Here is a 15,133-nt window from a genome sequence, read left to right as displayed (position 1 = left end):
GGCCGCGGGTGCGGTCGCCGGGGTCGCGCGCCGTCGGGCGCGCGACGGGATCGCGCGCCTCGCGGCGCGCGGAGGGGTCGCGTCAGGCGGTCGCGAGCGGCGGCCCGCGCCGCTCGAGCGAGCCGCGGAGCACGTCGAGCGCGCGGCGGCTCGCGCGGCGCTCGGTCGAGATGGATGCGGTCGGCCGCGGCCGCGGGACCGTCCACGCGAGCACCGCGAGCGCGACGCGCAGCGAGACGGCCTCGAGCAGGGCGTCGACGAGCCGCGGCGCGAGGCGCAGCAGCCCGAGCGACAGCGCACCGGCGACGACGTGCGCGAGCGGCATCGCGGCGTGCTCGTGCGGGACGGCACCCGCGAGGCTCGCACCGTGCGGGTGAGCCGCGTGCGCCGCTGCGGCGAGGGGCGCGCTCGCCTCGGGCAGGGCGTAGAGCACGTGCTGCAGCAGCTGCGCGGCGGCGACGGCGAGCGCTTGCCTCGGCAGCGTCGCGGCGAGGCCGCGCGCGCCGAGGACGGGCGCGAGCACGACGAGCGTCAGCACTCCGGCGGTCCCGAGCAGCAGCGCGTCGGGCGGCGAGCCGCCGCCGAGCGCGTGGGCGCTGCCCGTGAGCGCGGTCGTGACGACCGTGACGACGAGCGCCGCGAGGATCGCGCGACGGCGCCGCTCGAGGCGCTCGTCTCGCGGGGCGGGGGTCACGCCCCATCATCCCGCATCGGCGCCGTGCCTCCGGGCGTCAGCCCTCCGCGGCGCGCAGCCGCTGCTCGAGCTCGCGCGTCGCGGTGCGCAGCGCCCGCTCGGCATCGAGCCCGCGCTCGGCCGCGCCGCGCGCGAGCGCGAGGAGCGCACGACCGAGCTCCTCCTCGCTCTCGGGCGCCGACGCATCCGCCGTCTCCACGGGAAGCGCGAGCCCGGCCCTGCCCGCGCGGCGGATCACCTTCTCGGCCCGCGCGAGCGCCGGGAGGCTCGCGGGGATGCCGTCGAGCGCGCTGCCGCGCTCGAGCTTCTCGGCGCGCTTGATGGCGTCCCAGTTGGCGACGACGTCGCCGATTCCGTCGACCGCGACATCGGCGAAGACGTGCGGGTGGCGGCGGCGCAGCTTCTCGGTGAGCACCCGTGCGACGCCGTCGAGGTCGAAGCGGCCCTCGGCGCGCGCGATGTCGGCGTGGAAGACGACCTGCAGCAGCACGTCGCCGAGCTCCTCGCGGAGGTGCTCGTCGTCGCCCGCCTCGATCGCCTCGACGAGCTCGTGCGCCTCCTCGATCGCGTAGGGCGCGAGCGAGGCGTGCGTCTGCTCGCCGTCCCACGGGCAGCCGCCCGGGCCGCGCAAGCGCGCCATGACGGCGACGAGCTCGTCGAGCGCGCTCATGCGGATGCCGTGCCGTCGTCGGCGGGCGGGCTCGACGGCTCCTTCGGCGGCGGGAAGATCGCCGTCAGGAGCGCATCGACCCACGCGATGAGCTCGGCGTCGGGCAGCGGCTCGGCCTGCGTGCCGGCGAGCCGGCCGCCGCCCGCGGTCGGGATCGGCACGACGAGCGAGACCGCCTGCGCGTTGAGCTTCGCCCCCGGGTACATGCGGCGCAGCCGCAGCTGCGTCGACTCCGCGAGCTCGGCGGGCGAGACGCGCAGGTTCGGTCCGACGGTGATGACCTCCGAGAGCTTCGCGCGCTGCGCCTTGCGCCGCAGCCGCGCGATCGCGATGAGCGACGTGACCTGCGCGGGCGGCTCGCCGTAGCGGTCGCGCAGCTCGTCGAGCACCTGGTCGATCGCGCCGTCGTCGCGCGCCGAGGCCGCGGCAGAGATCTTCTGGTACGCCTCGAGCCGCAGCCGCTCGGAGTCGACGTAGTCCTCGGGGATCACGGCGTCGACGGGCAGCTCGAGCCGCAGCTCGCGCGGGCCCTCGTCCTCCTCGCCGCGGAAGACCGCGACGGCCTCCCCCACCATCCGCAGGTAGAGGTCGAAGCCGACGCCCGCGATGTGCCCCGACTGCTCGCCGCCGAGCAGGTTGCCCGCGCCGCGGATCTCGAGGTCCTTCATCGCGACCTGCATGCCCGCGCCGAGCTCGTTGTGCACCGCGATCGTCTCGAGCCGGTCGTGCGCCGTCTCGGAGAGGGGCTTGTCGGCGTCGTAGAGGAAGTAGGCGTAGGCGCGCTCACGGCCGCGGCCGACGCGCCCGCGCAGCTGGTGCAGCTGGCTGAGGCCGTAGCGCTCGGCGCGATCGACGATGAGCGTGTTCGCGTTCGGGATGTCGAGCCCCGTCTCGACGATCGTGGTGGAGACGAGCACGTCGTACTCCTTCTCCCAGAAGTCGACGATGACGCGCTCGAGCTGCGACTCGGCCATCTTGCCGTGGGCGACGCCGATGCGCGCCTCGGGCACGAGCTCCGCGAGCTGCGCCGCGACACGGTTGATCGTCGAGACGCGGTTGTGCACGAAGAAGACCTGGCCCTCGCGCAGCAGCTCGCGGCGGATCGCCGCGGCGACCTGCTGCTCGTTGTAGGCGCCGACGAAGGTCAGCACGGGGTGGCGCGCCTCGGGCGGCGTCGCGAGCGTCGACATCTCGCGGATGCCCGTGACCGCCATCTCGAGCGTGCGCGGGATGGGCGTCGCCGACATCGCGAGCACGTCGACGTTGGCCTTGAGCGCCTTGAGCTTCTCCTTGTGCTCGACGCCGAAGCGCTGCTCCTCGTCGATGATGACGAGCCCGAGCTCCTTGAAGTGCACGGACTCCCCGAGGATGCGGTGGGTGCCGATGACGACGTCGACGGTGCCGTCGGCGATGCCCTTCATCGTCTCGCGCACCTCCTTGTCGGTCTGGAAGCGGCTGAGCGCGCGCACCTGCACCGGGAAGCCGGCGAACCGGGCGGCGAAGGTCTCGAAGTGCTGCCGCACGAGCAGCGTCGTCGGCACGAGCACGGCGACCTGCGTGCCGTCCTGCACGGCCTTGAACGCGGCGCGCACGGCGACCTCGGTCTTGCCGTAGCCGACGTCGCCCGAGAGCAGCCGGTCCATCGGCACGGGCCGCTCCATGTCGCGCTTGACCTCCTCGATCGTCGTGAGCTGATCGGGCGTCTCGGCATAGGGGAAGGCGTCCTCGAGCTCGCGCTGCCACGGGGAGTCGGGGCCGAACGCGCGGCCCTTCGATGCCATGCGCTTCGAGTAGAGCTGCACGAGCTCGACCGCGATGTCGCGCACGGCCCGCCGCGCCTTCGACTTCGCCTGCTGCCAGTCGCTGCCGCCCATCTTCGACAGCTGCGGCGCCTCGCCGCCGACGTAGCGGTTCAGCTGGTCGAGCTGGTCGGTCGGCACCGAGAGCCGGTCGCCCGGCTGGCCGCGCTTCGACGGCGCGTACTCGATCACGAGGTACTCGCGCGTCGTCCTCACCGGGTTCCGCCCGCCGCTCGAGACGGTGCGCTGCGTGAGCTCGACGAAGCGCCCGACGCCGTGCGTCTCGTGCACGACGTAGTCGCCGGCCTTGAGCTGCAGCGGGTCGACGACCGAGCGCCGACGGCCGGCGAGCTTGTGCGGCTGGCGGCTGTCGACGCCGACCGCGCGGCCGAAGAACTCGGCCTCGCTCACGAGCTCGACGCGCTCCTCGGGCAGCGAGAAGCCGTGCTCGATCGCGGCCCGCGTGACGTGCACGATGCCCGGCTCGAGCTCGGCCGGCAGCGCCTCGACCTCGCGTGCGGCGACGCCGTGCTCGCCGAGCACCTGCACGGCGCGCTCGACCATGCCGTGGCCGGCCGCGGTGACGACGACGCGCCAGCCCTCGCGCGTGCGCTCGCGGAGGTGCTCGACCGCGCCGTCGGCGCGGCCGGCGAAGCTCGGCACCGCTTGTGCGCCGATGGCGTCGACCGACTCGTCGGCCTGCAGGGTCGAGAGCGTCCACCACGGGCCGTCGACCGCGTCATGCAGCTCGTCGAGGCTCAGGAAGCCGCTGCTGAGGTCGACGGGCGCCTCGCCGCCGGCGGTCGCGGCGCTCCACGCGGCCTGCAGGAACTCCTGGTTGGTCTCGTTGAGGCTCGCGACGCGATCCCGGATGCGCTCGGGCCCGAGCACGACGACGCCCGCGTCGGGCAGGTAGTGGGTGATGGGCACGAGCCGCGGCAGCAGCGCGGGCGCGAGCGACTCCATGCCCTCGACCGGGATGCCCTCCGCGATCTTCTCGAGCATCTGCTGGATGCCGGGGAACTCGGGGGCGAGCTCGCGCGCCCGTGCGCGCACCGCATCCGTCAGCAGCAGCTCGCGGCTCGGGGGCAGCACGACCCGCTCGAGCGGCGTCGGGTCGCTGCGCTGGTCGGCGACGTGGAACCAGCGCATCTGCTCGACCTCGTCGCCGAAGAGCTCGATGCGCACGGGGTGGTCGGCGGCGGGGCTGAAGACGTCGACGATGCCGCCGCGCACGGCGAACTCGCCGCGGCGGGTGACCATGTCGACGCGCAGGTAGGCGAGGTCGACGAGCCGGCGCGAGAGCTCGGCGAGGTCGACGCCGCGAGCGCCCGCGACGAGCTCGACCGGCTCGATGTCGAGCAGGTTGTCGGCGACCGGCTGCAGCGCGGCGCGCACCGAGGCGATGACGATGGTCGGCGTCGCGGGGTCGCGCTCGGCGACCGCGCGGAGCGCTGCGCCGCGCTGGCCGACCGTCTCGACCGAGGGGCTCAGCCGCTCGTGCGGGAGCGTCTCCCACGCGGGGAGCGTGAGCACCTGCGCGCTCGGCAGCCACGCCTCGAGGTCGTCGCGCACGGCATCGGCCTCGCGCCGGGTCGCCGTGACGACGAGCAGCGGGCGGGAGGCGCCGCTCGCGAGCGAGGCGACGACCGGTGCGCGCATCGACTCGATGCCGCTGAGCGCTCCACCCCGTCGGGCCTCGACGGCCGGGGCGAGCGCACCGCGCTCGAGCAGCTCGAGGAGGGGCTCGAGGCTCACTGGCCCACCCTCACTGGCCCACCCTCACTGGCCCACCGTCACTGGCTCGCTGTCACTGGCTCATCACGACGGCGCCCGCGCCGTCGAAGACCTGCAGGGAGTAGCCGCCCTCGGCCTGCGCGGGCGGCATGACGCCGACGAAGACGGGCGGCGCGTCCTCGGGGACGTTCTCGCCGCGGGCGAGCTCGATCTCCTGGCCGTACCACGTCATGACGGCGCGCTCGGCGCCCACGGGCGCGATGACGAGCGCGCCCTTCGCCGTCTCCGGGCCCGCGACGCACAGCAGCGGCCCCGTACCGAGGCACGACGCGAGGAAGCGCCCGTCGGGGTCCTCGAGGATGAGGTCGGTCAGGCCCGACTCGGGCGAGCGGTCCCACCACAGCAGCGATCCGTCGGGGCTGCGCGCGGAGAGCGTGTAGCCGTGCGGGCCCTGCACCTGCTCCTCGCCGCTGTCGCCGCTCGCGCAGCCGGTGAGCGCGACGGACGCCGCGACGACGATGGTCGCGAGCATGGCGGTTCGGCGCACTGGCAGGGTCCCTTCGGATCGGCATCCCATGCTAGCGGCGGGTCGCCGAGCGTCAGGACGAGTGACCGAGGCCCGAGACGGGCCTCGGCGCTGGCGTCGCGGCGAAGGCCCGAAAGGGCCTTCGCTCCCAGCTTCAGCGCGCATGGATGCGCTGCTGCGCCGCGAGGAAGCCCTCGGCGATGATGCGCTCGACCGCGTCCGCGCCGAGCTGGACGAGCAGATCGGCCTCCGCCTGCTCCGCCTTCGCGAACGGCTTGAGCACGTAGTCGGCCGGGTCCTGGCGACCGGGCGGCCGGCCGATGCCGAGCCGCACGCGCAGCACGTCGCCGCCGCGCGCGGCGATGATGTCGCGCATGCCGTTGTGGCCGCCGTGGCCGCCGCCCTGCTTGAGCCGGATCTCGCCGAGCGGCAGGTCGAGCTCGTCATGCAGCACGATGACGTGCTCGGGGTCGACCCCGTACCAGTCCATCAGCTGCGCGACCGGTCCGCCGGAGCGGTTCATGAAGGTGGTCGGGAACGCCGTGACGACCTTCGGCCCGCCGACGACGCGCGACTCGGCGACGAGCGCGGCGGCGCGGCCGTGCCGCTTGGGCGTGGCGCCCGCTCGCCGCTCGACCTCGGCGAGCGCCATCTGCCCGATGTTGTGGCGCGTGCGCGCGTAGTCGGGCCCGGGATTCCCGAGCCCGACCACGAGCCACGACTCCGTCACGGCGCGCGCGCGGGAGACTACGCGTCCGTCTGCTGCGAGGCCTCGCCGCTCGGCACGACGTCGCCCTCGGCGGACTCGTCGTCGAGCGTCGGCGCGGCCGGCACCATGATGCCGACGACGAGGGTGTCGGGCTCGGTGACGAGCGTCGCGCCAGCGGGCAGCTGGATGTCGCCGGCGAGCACGTGCGCGCCCTCGTCGAGGCCCTCGATCGAGACGACGATCGAGTCGGGGATGCTGAGCGCGTCGACCTCGACCGAGATCGCGGTCTCCTCGAGGTTGTTGATGGTGCCGGGGGCCGACTCGCCCTCGAGGTGCACGGGCACGTCGACGATGACCTTCTCGCCGCGCTTGACGATCAGGAGGTCGAGGTGCTCGATGGCGTCGCGGCCCTGCAGCACGGGGTTGCGCTGCACGTCCTTCACGAGCGCGAGCTGCGACTCGCCCTCGACCTGGAGGTCGAGGATGGCGTTCGAGCGGCGCACGAGCAGGAAGACCTGGTGGGCGTCGAGCGTGAGGTGCTTGGGCTCGGTGCCGTGGCCGTACAGGACCGCGGGGACCTTGCCTGCGGCGCGGATCTTGCGGGCCGCGCCCTTGCCGAAGGACGTGCGGGGCTCGGTCTCGAGCTTGTTGTCGCTCATGGAGGTGCTCCTTGGTGGGCCGCAGCCCGTCGTAGGTCGACTCGAACGCGCCAAGCGTGAGGACTGTGCCTGCTGCTGCCACCGCGTCGATCACGGATGCGTCCGCATCCCTCGCCGAAGTTCAGCCTCCGAGCCTAGCGCATCCGCCGGGCGCCGACCGGATCGGCCGACGCCCGCGCTCCCGGATCACCCGAAGGCGCCCGCGATGAGGTAGATCGCGAAGCTCAGGACGAAGCCGACGATCGCCATGAGGCCCTGCGCGACCGTCCAGGTCTTGAGGGTCGTCTTGACGTCGAGGCCGAAGAACTTGCTCACGAGCCAGAAGCCCGAGTCGTTCACGTGGCTGAAGCCGACGGAGCCCGCGGCGGTCGCGAGCACGATCGCGGCGACCTCGACGGGGTTGAAGCCGCCGTCGACGACGACGCCCGCCATGAGCGACGCGGCCGTCGTGAGCGCGACGGTCGCCGAGCCCTGCGCGATGCGCACGATGAGCGAGATCAGGAAGGCGGCGACGATGACCGGCATGCCGATCGAGTTGAGCGAGTCGGCGATCGCATCGCCGATGCCCGTGACGCGCAGCACGCCGCCGAACATGCCGCCCGCGCCCGTGACGAGCACGACCGAGGCGATCGGGCCGAGCGCGCTGTCGGCGACCTTCTCGACGAGCGTGCCGGCCTTGCCCATCCCCCAGCCGAGCAGCCACATCGACACGAGCACGGTGATGAGCAGCGCGACCGGGGTCTCGCCGAGGGTGCGCAGGAGGGCGACGACGGGCTCGGCCTTGAACGCATCCGGGTCGTCGGTCGTGGCGGCGTACATGTTGAGCCCGGTGTTGAGCAGGATGAGGAAGAGCGGCAGCACGAGCAGGAAGACGATCTTGCCGAACCCGGGGTTCGACTCCATCGCCTCGTGCTCCTCCTGCGTGCCGTCGAGGATCGGCGGCACGCCGACGTCGTAGCGGCGGCCGACCCAGCCGCCGAAGAGCACGCCCACGAGGTACCAGACGGGGAGCGCGACGACGAGGCCGAGGATGAGCACGAGGCCGACGTCGGCGCCGAGGATCGCGGATGCCGACACGGGACCCGGGTGCGGCGGCACGAAGATGTGCATGGAGCTGAAGGCGAGCGCGGCGGGGAACGCGACGGTGAGGAGCGATCCGCCGAGCCGGCGGGAGACGGCGTAGATGATCGGCATCATCACGACGAGGCCCGCGTCGAAGAAGATCGGGAAGCCCATCAGCAGGCTCGCGACACCGACGGCCATGGCCGCGCGCCGCTCGCCGAACCAGCCGATGAGCTTGTCGGTGAGCACCCTCGCGCCGCCGGAGGTCTCGATCATGCGGCCGAGCATCGCGCCGAGCGCGACGAGCAGCATGACGCTGCCGAGCGTCGGGTTGAAGCCGAACGACAGCGCCGGCATGAGCCGGTCGAAGGGGATGCCGGCGGCGAACGCCGTGAGCAGGCTCGTGATCATCAGGGCGAGGAAGGCGTGGATCTTGAACGCCATGATGAGGACGAGCAGCAGCGCGATGGACGCGGCCGCGAGCAGCAGCAGGCCTCCCATGCCGAGGTCCCAGTTGAGGACGAGGTCGTCCATCGTGCGTCTCCTTCGTGTGCTGTGCGGTGGGTGGATGCCGGCGGTCAGCGCCCGGGCAGGTGGATCGTGCCGGTGATCGTGGTCTCGGGGCCGGGCTCGACGGTGCGGCCGGCCGCTCGGCCGATCAGGATGCGCGTGACCTCGTCGACGATCGCCGCGGGGGTCTGGTCGATCGAGATGGCGATGCCGTGCTCCCACTCGGCGAGCGGCTCGAGCGTCTCGATCTGGCTGTCGAGCAGCGTCGAGGGCATGTACTCGTGGTCGCGGTGCGCGATGCGGTCGGCGAGCAGGCCCTTGTCGCCCTCGAGGTGCACGAAGACGAGCTGCGGGTCGCTCGCGCGCAGCAGCTCGCGGTACCAGCGCTTGAGCGCCGAGCACGCGACGATCGTGATGCGTCCCTCGGCGCGCCCCGTCGCGATCGCGTCGCCGATCGCCTTGAGCCACGGCACGCGATCCTCGTCGGTCAGCGGCGTGCCGCCGGCCATCTTCTGCTTGTTCGCCGCCGGGTGCAGGTCGTCCCCGTCGATGAACTGGATGTTGAGGCGGTCGGCGAGCGCTTGCCCGATCGTCGTCTTGCCCGAGCCCTGCACGCCCATGATGACCATGGACGGGTATCGCGTCTCGCTCATGCATCCACTCCCTCGTGCTCGCCGAACGTCAGCAGCACCTTCGAGGATACGGATGCGTCGCGCGCGAGCTCGAGCGCGTCGAGGCCGCGCTCGATCGGCAGCTCGTGGCTGATGATCGGTGCCGCGTCGAGCGAGCCGTCGGCGAGCGCCTCGAGGACCTCGTCGATCTCGTCGTTGAAGCGGAAGGACCCGACGAGCGTGAGCTCGCGCGTGATGGCGCTCGCCATCGGCACGGCGATGTCGCCCGCGCGCTGGAGCCCGAGCATGACGACGGTGCCGCCGCGACGGGCGCCGCTGATGGCGGCGGCGAGCCCCGGCACGGTGCCGGAGGACTCGATGACGACGTCGGCGTGGAGGACGGCGATGCCGTCGGCGTCGCGCGCGTCCATCGCGCGCGCGCCGAGCCGCTCGGCGAGCGCGCGCGGGTGCTCGTGCAGGTCGGTCGCGACGACCTCGGCCGCGCCGTGGTGCCGCGCGACCGCGATCGCGAGCGCGCCGATCGGGCCGGTGCCGATCACGAGCACGCGCTTCCCCGCGACGTCGCCGGCCTGGCCGAGGCCGTGCCACGCGACGGCCGCGGGCTCGGCGAGCGCGGCGAGCCGGAGGTCGAGGCCGCCCGGGAGCGGGCGGAGCATGCGAGCCGGCAGCGCGACGCGGCGCGCGAAGGCGCCCGCCGTGTGGGGCATGCGCGCGGCCGAGCCGAGGTACGTGCCGGCGGGGCTCAGGTTCGGCCGATCGGCCGGGAACGGCGCGGAGCCGTCGTCGATCGGCGTCGCCGGGTGCACGGCGACGCGCGTGCCCGCGGCCGGGCCGGTGCCGTCGGCGGCCTGCTCGAGCACGGTGCCGACGATCTCGTGGCCGAGCAGCATCGGCTCGCGCAGGATCGACTGCCCTGCTGCGCCATGCAGCCAGTAGTGGAGGTCGGAGCCGCAGATGCCGCCGAAGGCGATCTCGACGACCGCCTCGTCGGCCGCGGGCGCCGGCTCCGGCAGCGCGTCGACGCGCACGTCCTCCTTCGCGTGGGCCACGAGGCCGAGGTTGTCCGTCTTCCGGTCGTCGCTCATCCGCTTGCTCCTCTCACGCCCCGGTCACACGACGGCGGTCATGCCGCCGTCGACGAAGATCGTCTGCCCGTTCACGAAGGCGCTCGCGTCGCTCGAGAGGAACACGAGGGTGCCGACGAGGTCCTCGACCCGGCCCCAGCGGCCCGCCGGGGTGCGCCCCGCGACCCACGCGGAGAACTCCGGGTCGTCGACGAGCGGCTGCGTCAGCTCGGTCGCGAAGTAGCCGGGGGCGAGCGCGTTGACGCCGATGCCGTGCGGCGCGAGGTCGGCGCACAGGCCCTTCGTGAGCATGACGATCGCACCCTTCGTCGCGCTGTACGGCGCGATCGACGGGCGCGCGAGCTGCGACTGCACGCTGCCGATCGAGACGATGCGGCCCGAGCCGCGCTCGACCATGCCGCGCGCGACGCGACGCGAGAGCAGGAACGCGCTCGTGAGGTTCGTCGCCACGAGGTCGTGCCAGTCCTCGTCGGTGAACTCCGCGATCGGGTTGCGCCGCTGGATGCCGGCGTTGTTGACGAGGATGTCCGGGGTGCCGAGCCGCGCCTCGACGTCGGCGATCCCGGCGTCGACCGCAGCCGCATCCGTCACGTCGAAGAGCGCGACGTGCGTCTCGCGGCCGGTCGACTCGGCGATCTCGGCGGCGGCGCGCTCGGCCTTCGCGGCGTCTCGACCGTGCACGACGACCGTCGCTCCCGCCTCGGCGAGGCCCTGCGCGAGCGCGCGGCCGATGCCCTGGCTCGAGCCCGTGACGAGCGCGGTGCGGCCGGCGAGGTCGAACAGCGGGGTGCCGGTGCGGGGCTCGGGCATCAGTAGAACTCCTTCGTGCTCATGACGTTCTCGAGCGGCTCGCCGTCGAGCAGGCGCGTCGCGTTGCGGGCGAAGAGCTCGGCGATGCGGCGCGGCTCCTGCACCGAGAGCGCCGCGGTGTGGGGGCTCAGCAGCACGCTCGGGTGCTCCCACAGCCGCGACTGCGCGGGGAGCGGCTCGACGGCCGTGACGTCGAGGGCCGCGAAGCCCACCCGGCCCGCGTCGAGGGCGTCGAGCAGCGCATCCTCGTCGACGACCGTGCCGCGGCCGACGTTGACGAAGACGGTGTCGTCGCGGAGCGCGCCGAAGACGTCGGCGCCGAGGAGCCCGGTCGTGCGCTCGGTGCCGGGCAGCGTCGACACGATCGCGTCGGCGTGCGCGGCCGCCTCGACGAGCTCGTCGATCGGCACGAGCCGGTCGACGTGCGCGACGGGCTCGCCCGAGCGGGTCGTGCCCCACACGGTCGCGCCGAGCGCCGCGAAGCGCTCGGCGACGACCTTGCCGATGCCGCCGAGCCCGACGACGAGCACCGTCATCTCGCTCACGTGGCGCATGAGGCGCCGGCCGTCGCCCCACGTGCGGGCGGCCTGGTCGGCCTCGAGCCGCCGCAGCCCCTTCGCCCCGGCGAGCACGCCGAAGAGCGCCCACTCGGCGAGCGTCGACGCGTGCATGCCGGCGCTCGTCGTGACGACGACGCGCTCGAGCTCCTGCTCGGTGAGCTGCGCGGCCCGCACCTGGCCGCCGCCGCCCGCGGCGGTCGTGTGCACCCAGCGCAGCCGCTCGTTCGCGCGCACGGTGCGGGCGAGCGCGGCGGGTGAGACGTCCGGGAGGCCGAAGAGCGCATCCGCCTCGTCGAGCATCGCCTCGAACCTCGACTGCTGCTCGGGCGTGCGCTGCCAGTCGGGGTCGCCCTCCCAGTCGCCCTGCCAGCGCCACGGGCGCGTGAGCGCAGGGTCGCGCACCAGCTCGACCCGCGGCTCGAGCTCGCGGATGCGATCAGCGGATGCGTCGTCGAGGCTGACCGCGACGGCGACCTTCAGGGTGTGCTCGGGCATGGCGACTCCTTCTCGGTTCAGGCTAGTGATGGGGCGCGCTCAGCGCAGGGGCGTCTCGAGCCGCAGGTCGCCGACGACGACCGTCGCCGTCTGGCCTGGATGCGCCGCGTGGTTCGAGAGCGGGGCGCCGGCCATCACGACGTCGCCCGGACCGAGTCGCACCCAGCGCGCGACGTACGCGAGCGACTCGCGCACCGGCACGGGCATCGCGCTCGCGCTCGAGTCGCGCACGCGCTCGCCGTCGAGCTCGAGCGCGAGCGGGAGGTGGTCGATCGAGGCGTCGGTGTCGATCCAGGGGCCGAGCGGGGTCGATCCGTCGCCGCCCTTCGACTCGAAGTTGCGCTCGTCGAGCTCGACGCGATCGGGGTAGGAGATGTCGTCGACGGCCGTCACCCCGAGCACGAACTCGTGCGCGTTCCGCTCGTCGAGCAGGGGCGAGGCCGGATCGCCCGTGTCTGCGCCGATCACGATGGCGATCTCGGCCTCGACGACGAGCCGGCCCGCGTCGCGCCGGACGCGCACGGGCTCGCCGTGCGCGACGACGGAGCGCGGGCTCTTGAGCCACGCCTGCACGGGCAGCGGGCGATCGGTCGAGCCGCGGTTCTGGGCGATGCCGACGAGCACCGTCGGCACTGCAGGCGGCAGGAGCCGCGCCTCGGCGCTCGGGATCGGCGCGCCGATGTCCGCCGGGAGCCGGCCCTCGCCGCGCGCCAGGTACGGATCCTCGATCGGCACCCAGGCGACGACCGCGGCCGCAACGCCGTCGGCGCGCACATGGAGCACGGCGTCGCCGACGGCGACCCTCGCGATGCGCATCAGGCGCGCTGCGTCGCGGCCTCGAGGTCGGCGGCGCTGCGCGACTCGTCCTCGGAGATGCGCACCGCGTCGTCGAGCCGCAGCAGGTCTCGGCCGCGCGTCTCGGGCACGAGGAACGTCGAGGCGGTCGTGATGAGGGCGAGCGTCGCCATGTAGATGCCCGGCAGCAGCCAGTCGCCGCCGGAGACCGCGAGCAGGTAGGCGCCGAGCACACCGGCGAGTCCGCCCGCGAGCACCGCCGAGATCTCGCGCGCCATCGCGACGCCGAGGTAGCGGTGGCGGTTGCCGAACAGCTCGGGCAGCATCGCGCACTGCGGGCCGAGCATGGTGTTGACGGCGATGCCGACGCCGAGCGCGATGACGACCACGACGGTCACCGGGTCGCCGAGCGAGAGCAGCCACCACGCCGGGAAGGCGTAGACGAGCATGAAGACGGCGCCCGCGCGGTAGATGATGCGGCGACCGAAGCGGTCGGAGAGGTGACCGGTGAGCGGCAGCACGAAGATCGCGATGAGCGCGCCGAGCGTGACGCCCCAGGCCGCGACGCCGCGGTCGACGGGGTTGGCGAGGAAGCTGCCGGCGACGAACGCGAGCGCGAGCGTCTGGAACATGTAGGAGCCGCCGTTCTCCGCCATGCGCAGGCCGACGCCGACGGTGACGCCCGGCAGTCCCTTCGTGAAGATCTCGCGGATCGGGCGCTGCGAGATCTGGTCGTGCTTCTCGAGCTCGACGAACGTCGGCGTCTCGCGCAGCCGCAGGCGGATGAAGAGCGCGACGAGGATGAGCACGAACGAGGCGAGGAACGGGATGCGCCACGCCCAGCCGAAGAAGACCTCGTCGGGCAGCAGCGACATGAGCGAGAACACGAGGCCCGCGAGCAGCGTGCCGAGCTGGATGCCGATGAACGGCAGGGCCGAGAAGAAGCCGCGCCGCCGGACGGGCGCGTACTCGGCCATGAGCACGGTCGCGCCCGCTTGTTCGGCGCCGGCGCCGAAGCCCTGCGCGAGCCGCAGGACGGTGAGCAGGATCGGCGCCCAGATGCCGATCTGGTCGTAGGTCGGGAGGGCGCCGATGAGCGTCGTCGCGCCGCCCATGAGCCCGATCGTGACGACGAGCACCCACTTGCGGCCGAGGCGGTCGCCGAGCGTGCCGAAGAAGAGGCCGCCGAGCGGGCGCGCGAGGAAGCCCACGCCGAAGGAGGCGAGCGAGGCGACGACGGCGAACTCCGGCGGCAGGTTCGAGAAGAACAGCTGCCCGAAGATGAGCGCCGAGAAGAGGCCGTAGAGCGCGAAGTCGAAGTACTCGAGCGCGCTGCCGACGCTCGAGGCGAGCGTCGCCCTGCGCAGGTTCGCCGCGTACTCGGGGTCGTCGGTGTGCGCGGGGTGCTGCGGGGTGGTGTCGGACACGGTCCATCTCCTTCGACAGTCGTGCAAGTGCGTCGTTGCTTCCGGCGACTGTACCAGCCGAGTGAACGCCGTTCAACCGTTTGAACAGCAACGAGGGGCGGTCAGGACCCGGGGCCGCGGAGCGGGTTGGTGAGCACCGCGACCGCCGCGAGGAGGCCCTCGCCGACCGCGTCGATCCGCTCGTCATCGGCGAGCTCCGCGGGCAGCGCGGCCCCCATCGCGAGCGGCGGGTCGGCGGGCGCCCACGGCTCGAGCGCGACGGCGACCCCCGTGATGCCCCCGAACGAGCCGCCGCGGTCGATGGCGTAGCCGCGCTCGCGCACCTCGCGCAGCTGCGGCAGCAGCTCGTCGACGGTCGTGATGCTGCCGGGCGTCAGGCGCGGGAACGGCTCCGTCGGCGTGAGCAGCGCACGCACCGCGTCGTCGTCGAGCTCGGCGAGGAGCGCGACCCCGGTGGCGCTGAGCGCCGCGGGCAGCTTCGAGCCGAGCGGCGTGCCGAGCCGGTAGGGCGAGCGGCCCTCGTGGCGCGCGAGGTAGAGCGCGTCGGTGCCGTCGAGCATCGCGATCTGCACGACCTCGCGGTGCAGCACGGGCGAGGCCGCCACGACGCGGTAGAACTCGCGCACCTGGTTGAACTGCTGCGCGAACGCGCCGCCGAGCTCGGCGGTGCGGCGCCCGAGCCGGTAGCCGCCCGCCTCCCGCTCGAGCATGCCGCCGTCCTCGAGCGCGGCGCACAGGTTCGCGGTCGACGACTTCGCGATGCCGAGCGCGCGCGCGATGTCGCTCAGCGTCATCGGCGCGCCGTCGGCGTCGGCGAGAACGGTCAGGATGCGGAGGGCGCGCGAGACCGCGGGCGCCGGGTCGCGATCGCGCTCGGTCGGGACGTCGGGCTGGGGCATGGCTTCCGCTCCTTCGCGGTCGAGTCGTCGCCGCCACCCTACGGCCGTGCCAGAGGATTGGACA

General features: G+C 73.5%; 14 protein-coding genes. All 14 read right to left on the bottom strand.

Going from position 1 to position 15,133, the window contains the following annotated elements; all coding sequences use genetic code 11:
* Positions 1 to 82: 82 nt before the first annotated feature.
* On the bottom strand, positions 83 to 694 hold the full coding sequence (locus tag ACP7BI_RS02190; RefSeq protein ID WP_425843455.1) for a hypothetical protein: 612 nt from the start codon (positions 692 to 694) through the stop codon (positions 83 to 85).
* Between the two features lie 37 nt (positions 695 to 731).
* Positions 732 to 1,364, bottom strand: coding sequence for a nucleoside triphosphate pyrophosphohydrolase (gene mazG, locus ACP7BI_RS02185; protein WP_425843453.1), 633 nt, complete (start codon positions 1,362 to 1,364; stop codon positions 732 to 734).
* A complete protein-coding gene (gene mfd / locus ACP7BI_RS02180) occupies positions 1,361 to 4,921 on the bottom strand; it encodes a transcription-repair coupling factor (protein WP_425843451.1) in 3,561 nt (1,186 codons plus the stop codon). The genes mazG and mfd overlap by 4 nt, the downstream gene beginning before the upstream one ends.
* A gap of 52 nt (positions 4,922 to 4,973) precedes the next feature.
* Positions 4,974 to 5,447, bottom strand: a complete 474-nt coding sequence (locus ACP7BI_RS02175) for a hypothetical protein (protein WP_425843449.1) — start codon at positions 5,445 to 5,447, stop codon at positions 4,974 to 4,976.
* Between the two features lie 133 nt (positions 5,448 to 5,580).
* A complete protein-coding gene (pth, locus tag ACP7BI_RS02170) occupies positions 5,581 to 6,156 on the bottom strand; it encodes an aminoacyl-tRNA hydrolase (protein WP_425843447.1) in 576 nt (191 codons plus the stop codon).
* Positions 6,157 to 6,173: 17 nt separating this feature from the next.
* Complete coding sequence (locus ACP7BI_RS02165; protein WP_425843445.1) at positions 6,174 to 6,794, bottom strand: 50S ribosomal protein L25/general stress protein Ctc; 621 nt, start codon at positions 6,792 to 6,794, stop codon at positions 6,174 to 6,176.
* Between the two features lie 186 nt (positions 6,795 to 6,980).
* Positions 6,981 to 8,390: a GntP family permease gene (locus tag ACP7BI_RS02160; RefSeq protein WP_425843443.1), complete on the bottom strand. Its 1,410-nt coding sequence runs from the start codon at positions 8,388 to 8,390 to the stop codon at positions 6,981 to 6,983.
* A 44-nt stretch (positions 8,391 to 8,434) separates the two neighbouring features.
* Positions 8,435 to 9,019, bottom strand: coding sequence for a gluconokinase (locus ACP7BI_RS02155; protein WP_425843441.1), 585 nt, complete (start codon positions 9,017 to 9,019; stop codon positions 8,435 to 8,437).
* The gene (locus ACP7BI_RS02150) at positions 9,016 to 10,083 is read right to left on the bottom strand and encodes an L-idonate 5-dehydrogenase (RefSeq protein WP_425843439.1); all 1,068 of its coding nucleotides are present in this window, start codon (positions 10,081 to 10,083) and stop codon (positions 9,016 to 9,018) included. The genes ACP7BI_RS02155 and ACP7BI_RS02150 overlap by 4 nt, the downstream gene beginning before the upstream one ends.
* Positions 10,084 to 10,107: 24 nt before the next feature.
* Positions 10,108 to 10,893, bottom strand: a complete 786-nt coding sequence (locus ACP7BI_RS02145; protein WP_425843437.1) for an SDR family oxidoreductase — start codon at positions 10,891 to 10,893, stop codon at positions 10,108 to 10,110.
* Positions 10,893 to 11,948, bottom strand: coding sequence for a D-2-hydroxyacid dehydrogenase (locus ACP7BI_RS02140; RefSeq protein WP_425843435.1), 1,056 nt, complete (start codon positions 11,946 to 11,948; stop codon positions 10,893 to 10,895). Before ACP7BI_RS02140 ends, ACP7BI_RS02145 begins: the two co-directional genes overlap by 1 nt.
* A 39-nt stretch (positions 11,949 to 11,987) precedes the next feature.
* Positions 11,988 to 12,764: a fumarylacetoacetate hydrolase family protein gene (locus tag ACP7BI_RS02135; protein ID WP_425843433.1), complete on the bottom strand. Its 777-nt coding sequence runs from the start codon at positions 12,762 to 12,764 to the stop codon at positions 11,988 to 11,990.
* Positions 12,764 to 14,170 carry an MFS transporter gene (locus tag ACP7BI_RS02130; protein ID WP_425843431.1) on the bottom strand — a complete coding sequence of 469 codons (1,407 nt, stop codon included), beginning with the start codon at positions 14,168 to 14,170 and terminating at the stop codon, positions 12,764 to 12,766. The genes ACP7BI_RS02135 and ACP7BI_RS02130 overlap by 1 nt, the downstream gene beginning before the upstream one ends.
* 101 nt (positions 14,171 to 14,271) lie before the next feature.
* Positions 14,272 to 15,069, bottom strand: a complete 798-nt coding sequence (locus tag ACP7BI_RS02125; RefSeq protein ID WP_425843429.1) for an IclR family transcriptional regulator — start codon at positions 15,067 to 15,069, stop codon at positions 14,272 to 14,274.
* Positions 15,070 to 15,133: the final 64 nt, after the last annotated feature.

Origin of the sequence: Agrococcus sp. TSP3-2-1, from assembly GCF_049897585.1 — a bacterium.
Classification (GTDB): domain Bacteria; phylum Actinomycetota; class Actinomycetes; order Actinomycetales; family Microbacteriaceae; genus Agrococcus.
This window is presented reverse-complemented; position numbering and strand designations above follow the sequence as displayed.

Excerpts from the sequence above, each read along its gene's own strand:
- ACP7BI_RS02125 (WP_425843429.1), bottom strand. The coding sequence starts at position 15,069 with ATGCCCCAGCCCGACGTCCCGACCGAGCGCGATCGCGACCCGGCGCCC.
- ACP7BI_RS02135 (WP_425843433.1), bottom strand. The coding sequence starts at position 12,764 with ATGCGCATCGCGAGGGTCGCCGTCGGCGACGCCGTGCTCCATGTGCGC.
- ACP7BI_RS02140 (WP_425843435.1), bottom strand. The coding sequence starts at position 11,948 with ATGCCCGAGCACACCCTGAAGGTCGCCGTCGCGGTCAGCCTCGACGAC.
- ACP7BI_RS02165 (WP_425843445.1), bottom strand. The coding sequence starts at position 6,794 with ATGAGCGACAACAAGCTCGAGACCGAGCCCCGCACGTCCTTCGGCAAG.
- mazG (WP_425843453.1), bottom strand. The coding sequence starts at position 1,364 with ATGAGCGCGCTCGACGAGCTCGTCGCCGTCATGGCGCGCTTGCGCGGC.
- ACP7BI_RS02150 (WP_425843439.1), bottom strand. The coding sequence starts at position 10,083 with ATGAGCGACGACCGGAAGACGGACAACCTCGGCCTCGTGGCCCACGCG.
- ACP7BI_RS02145 (WP_425843437.1), bottom strand. The coding sequence starts at position 10,893 with ATGCCCGAGCCCCGCACCGGCACCCCGCTGTTCGACCTCGCCGGCCGC.
- ACP7BI_RS02155 (WP_425843441.1), bottom strand. The coding sequence starts at position 9,019 with ATGAGCGAGACGCGATACCCGTCCATGGTCATCATGGGCGTGCAGGGC.
- ACP7BI_RS02160 (WP_425843443.1), bottom strand. The coding sequence starts at position 8,390 with ATGGACGACCTCGTCCTCAACTGGGACCTCGGCATGGGAGGCCTGCTG.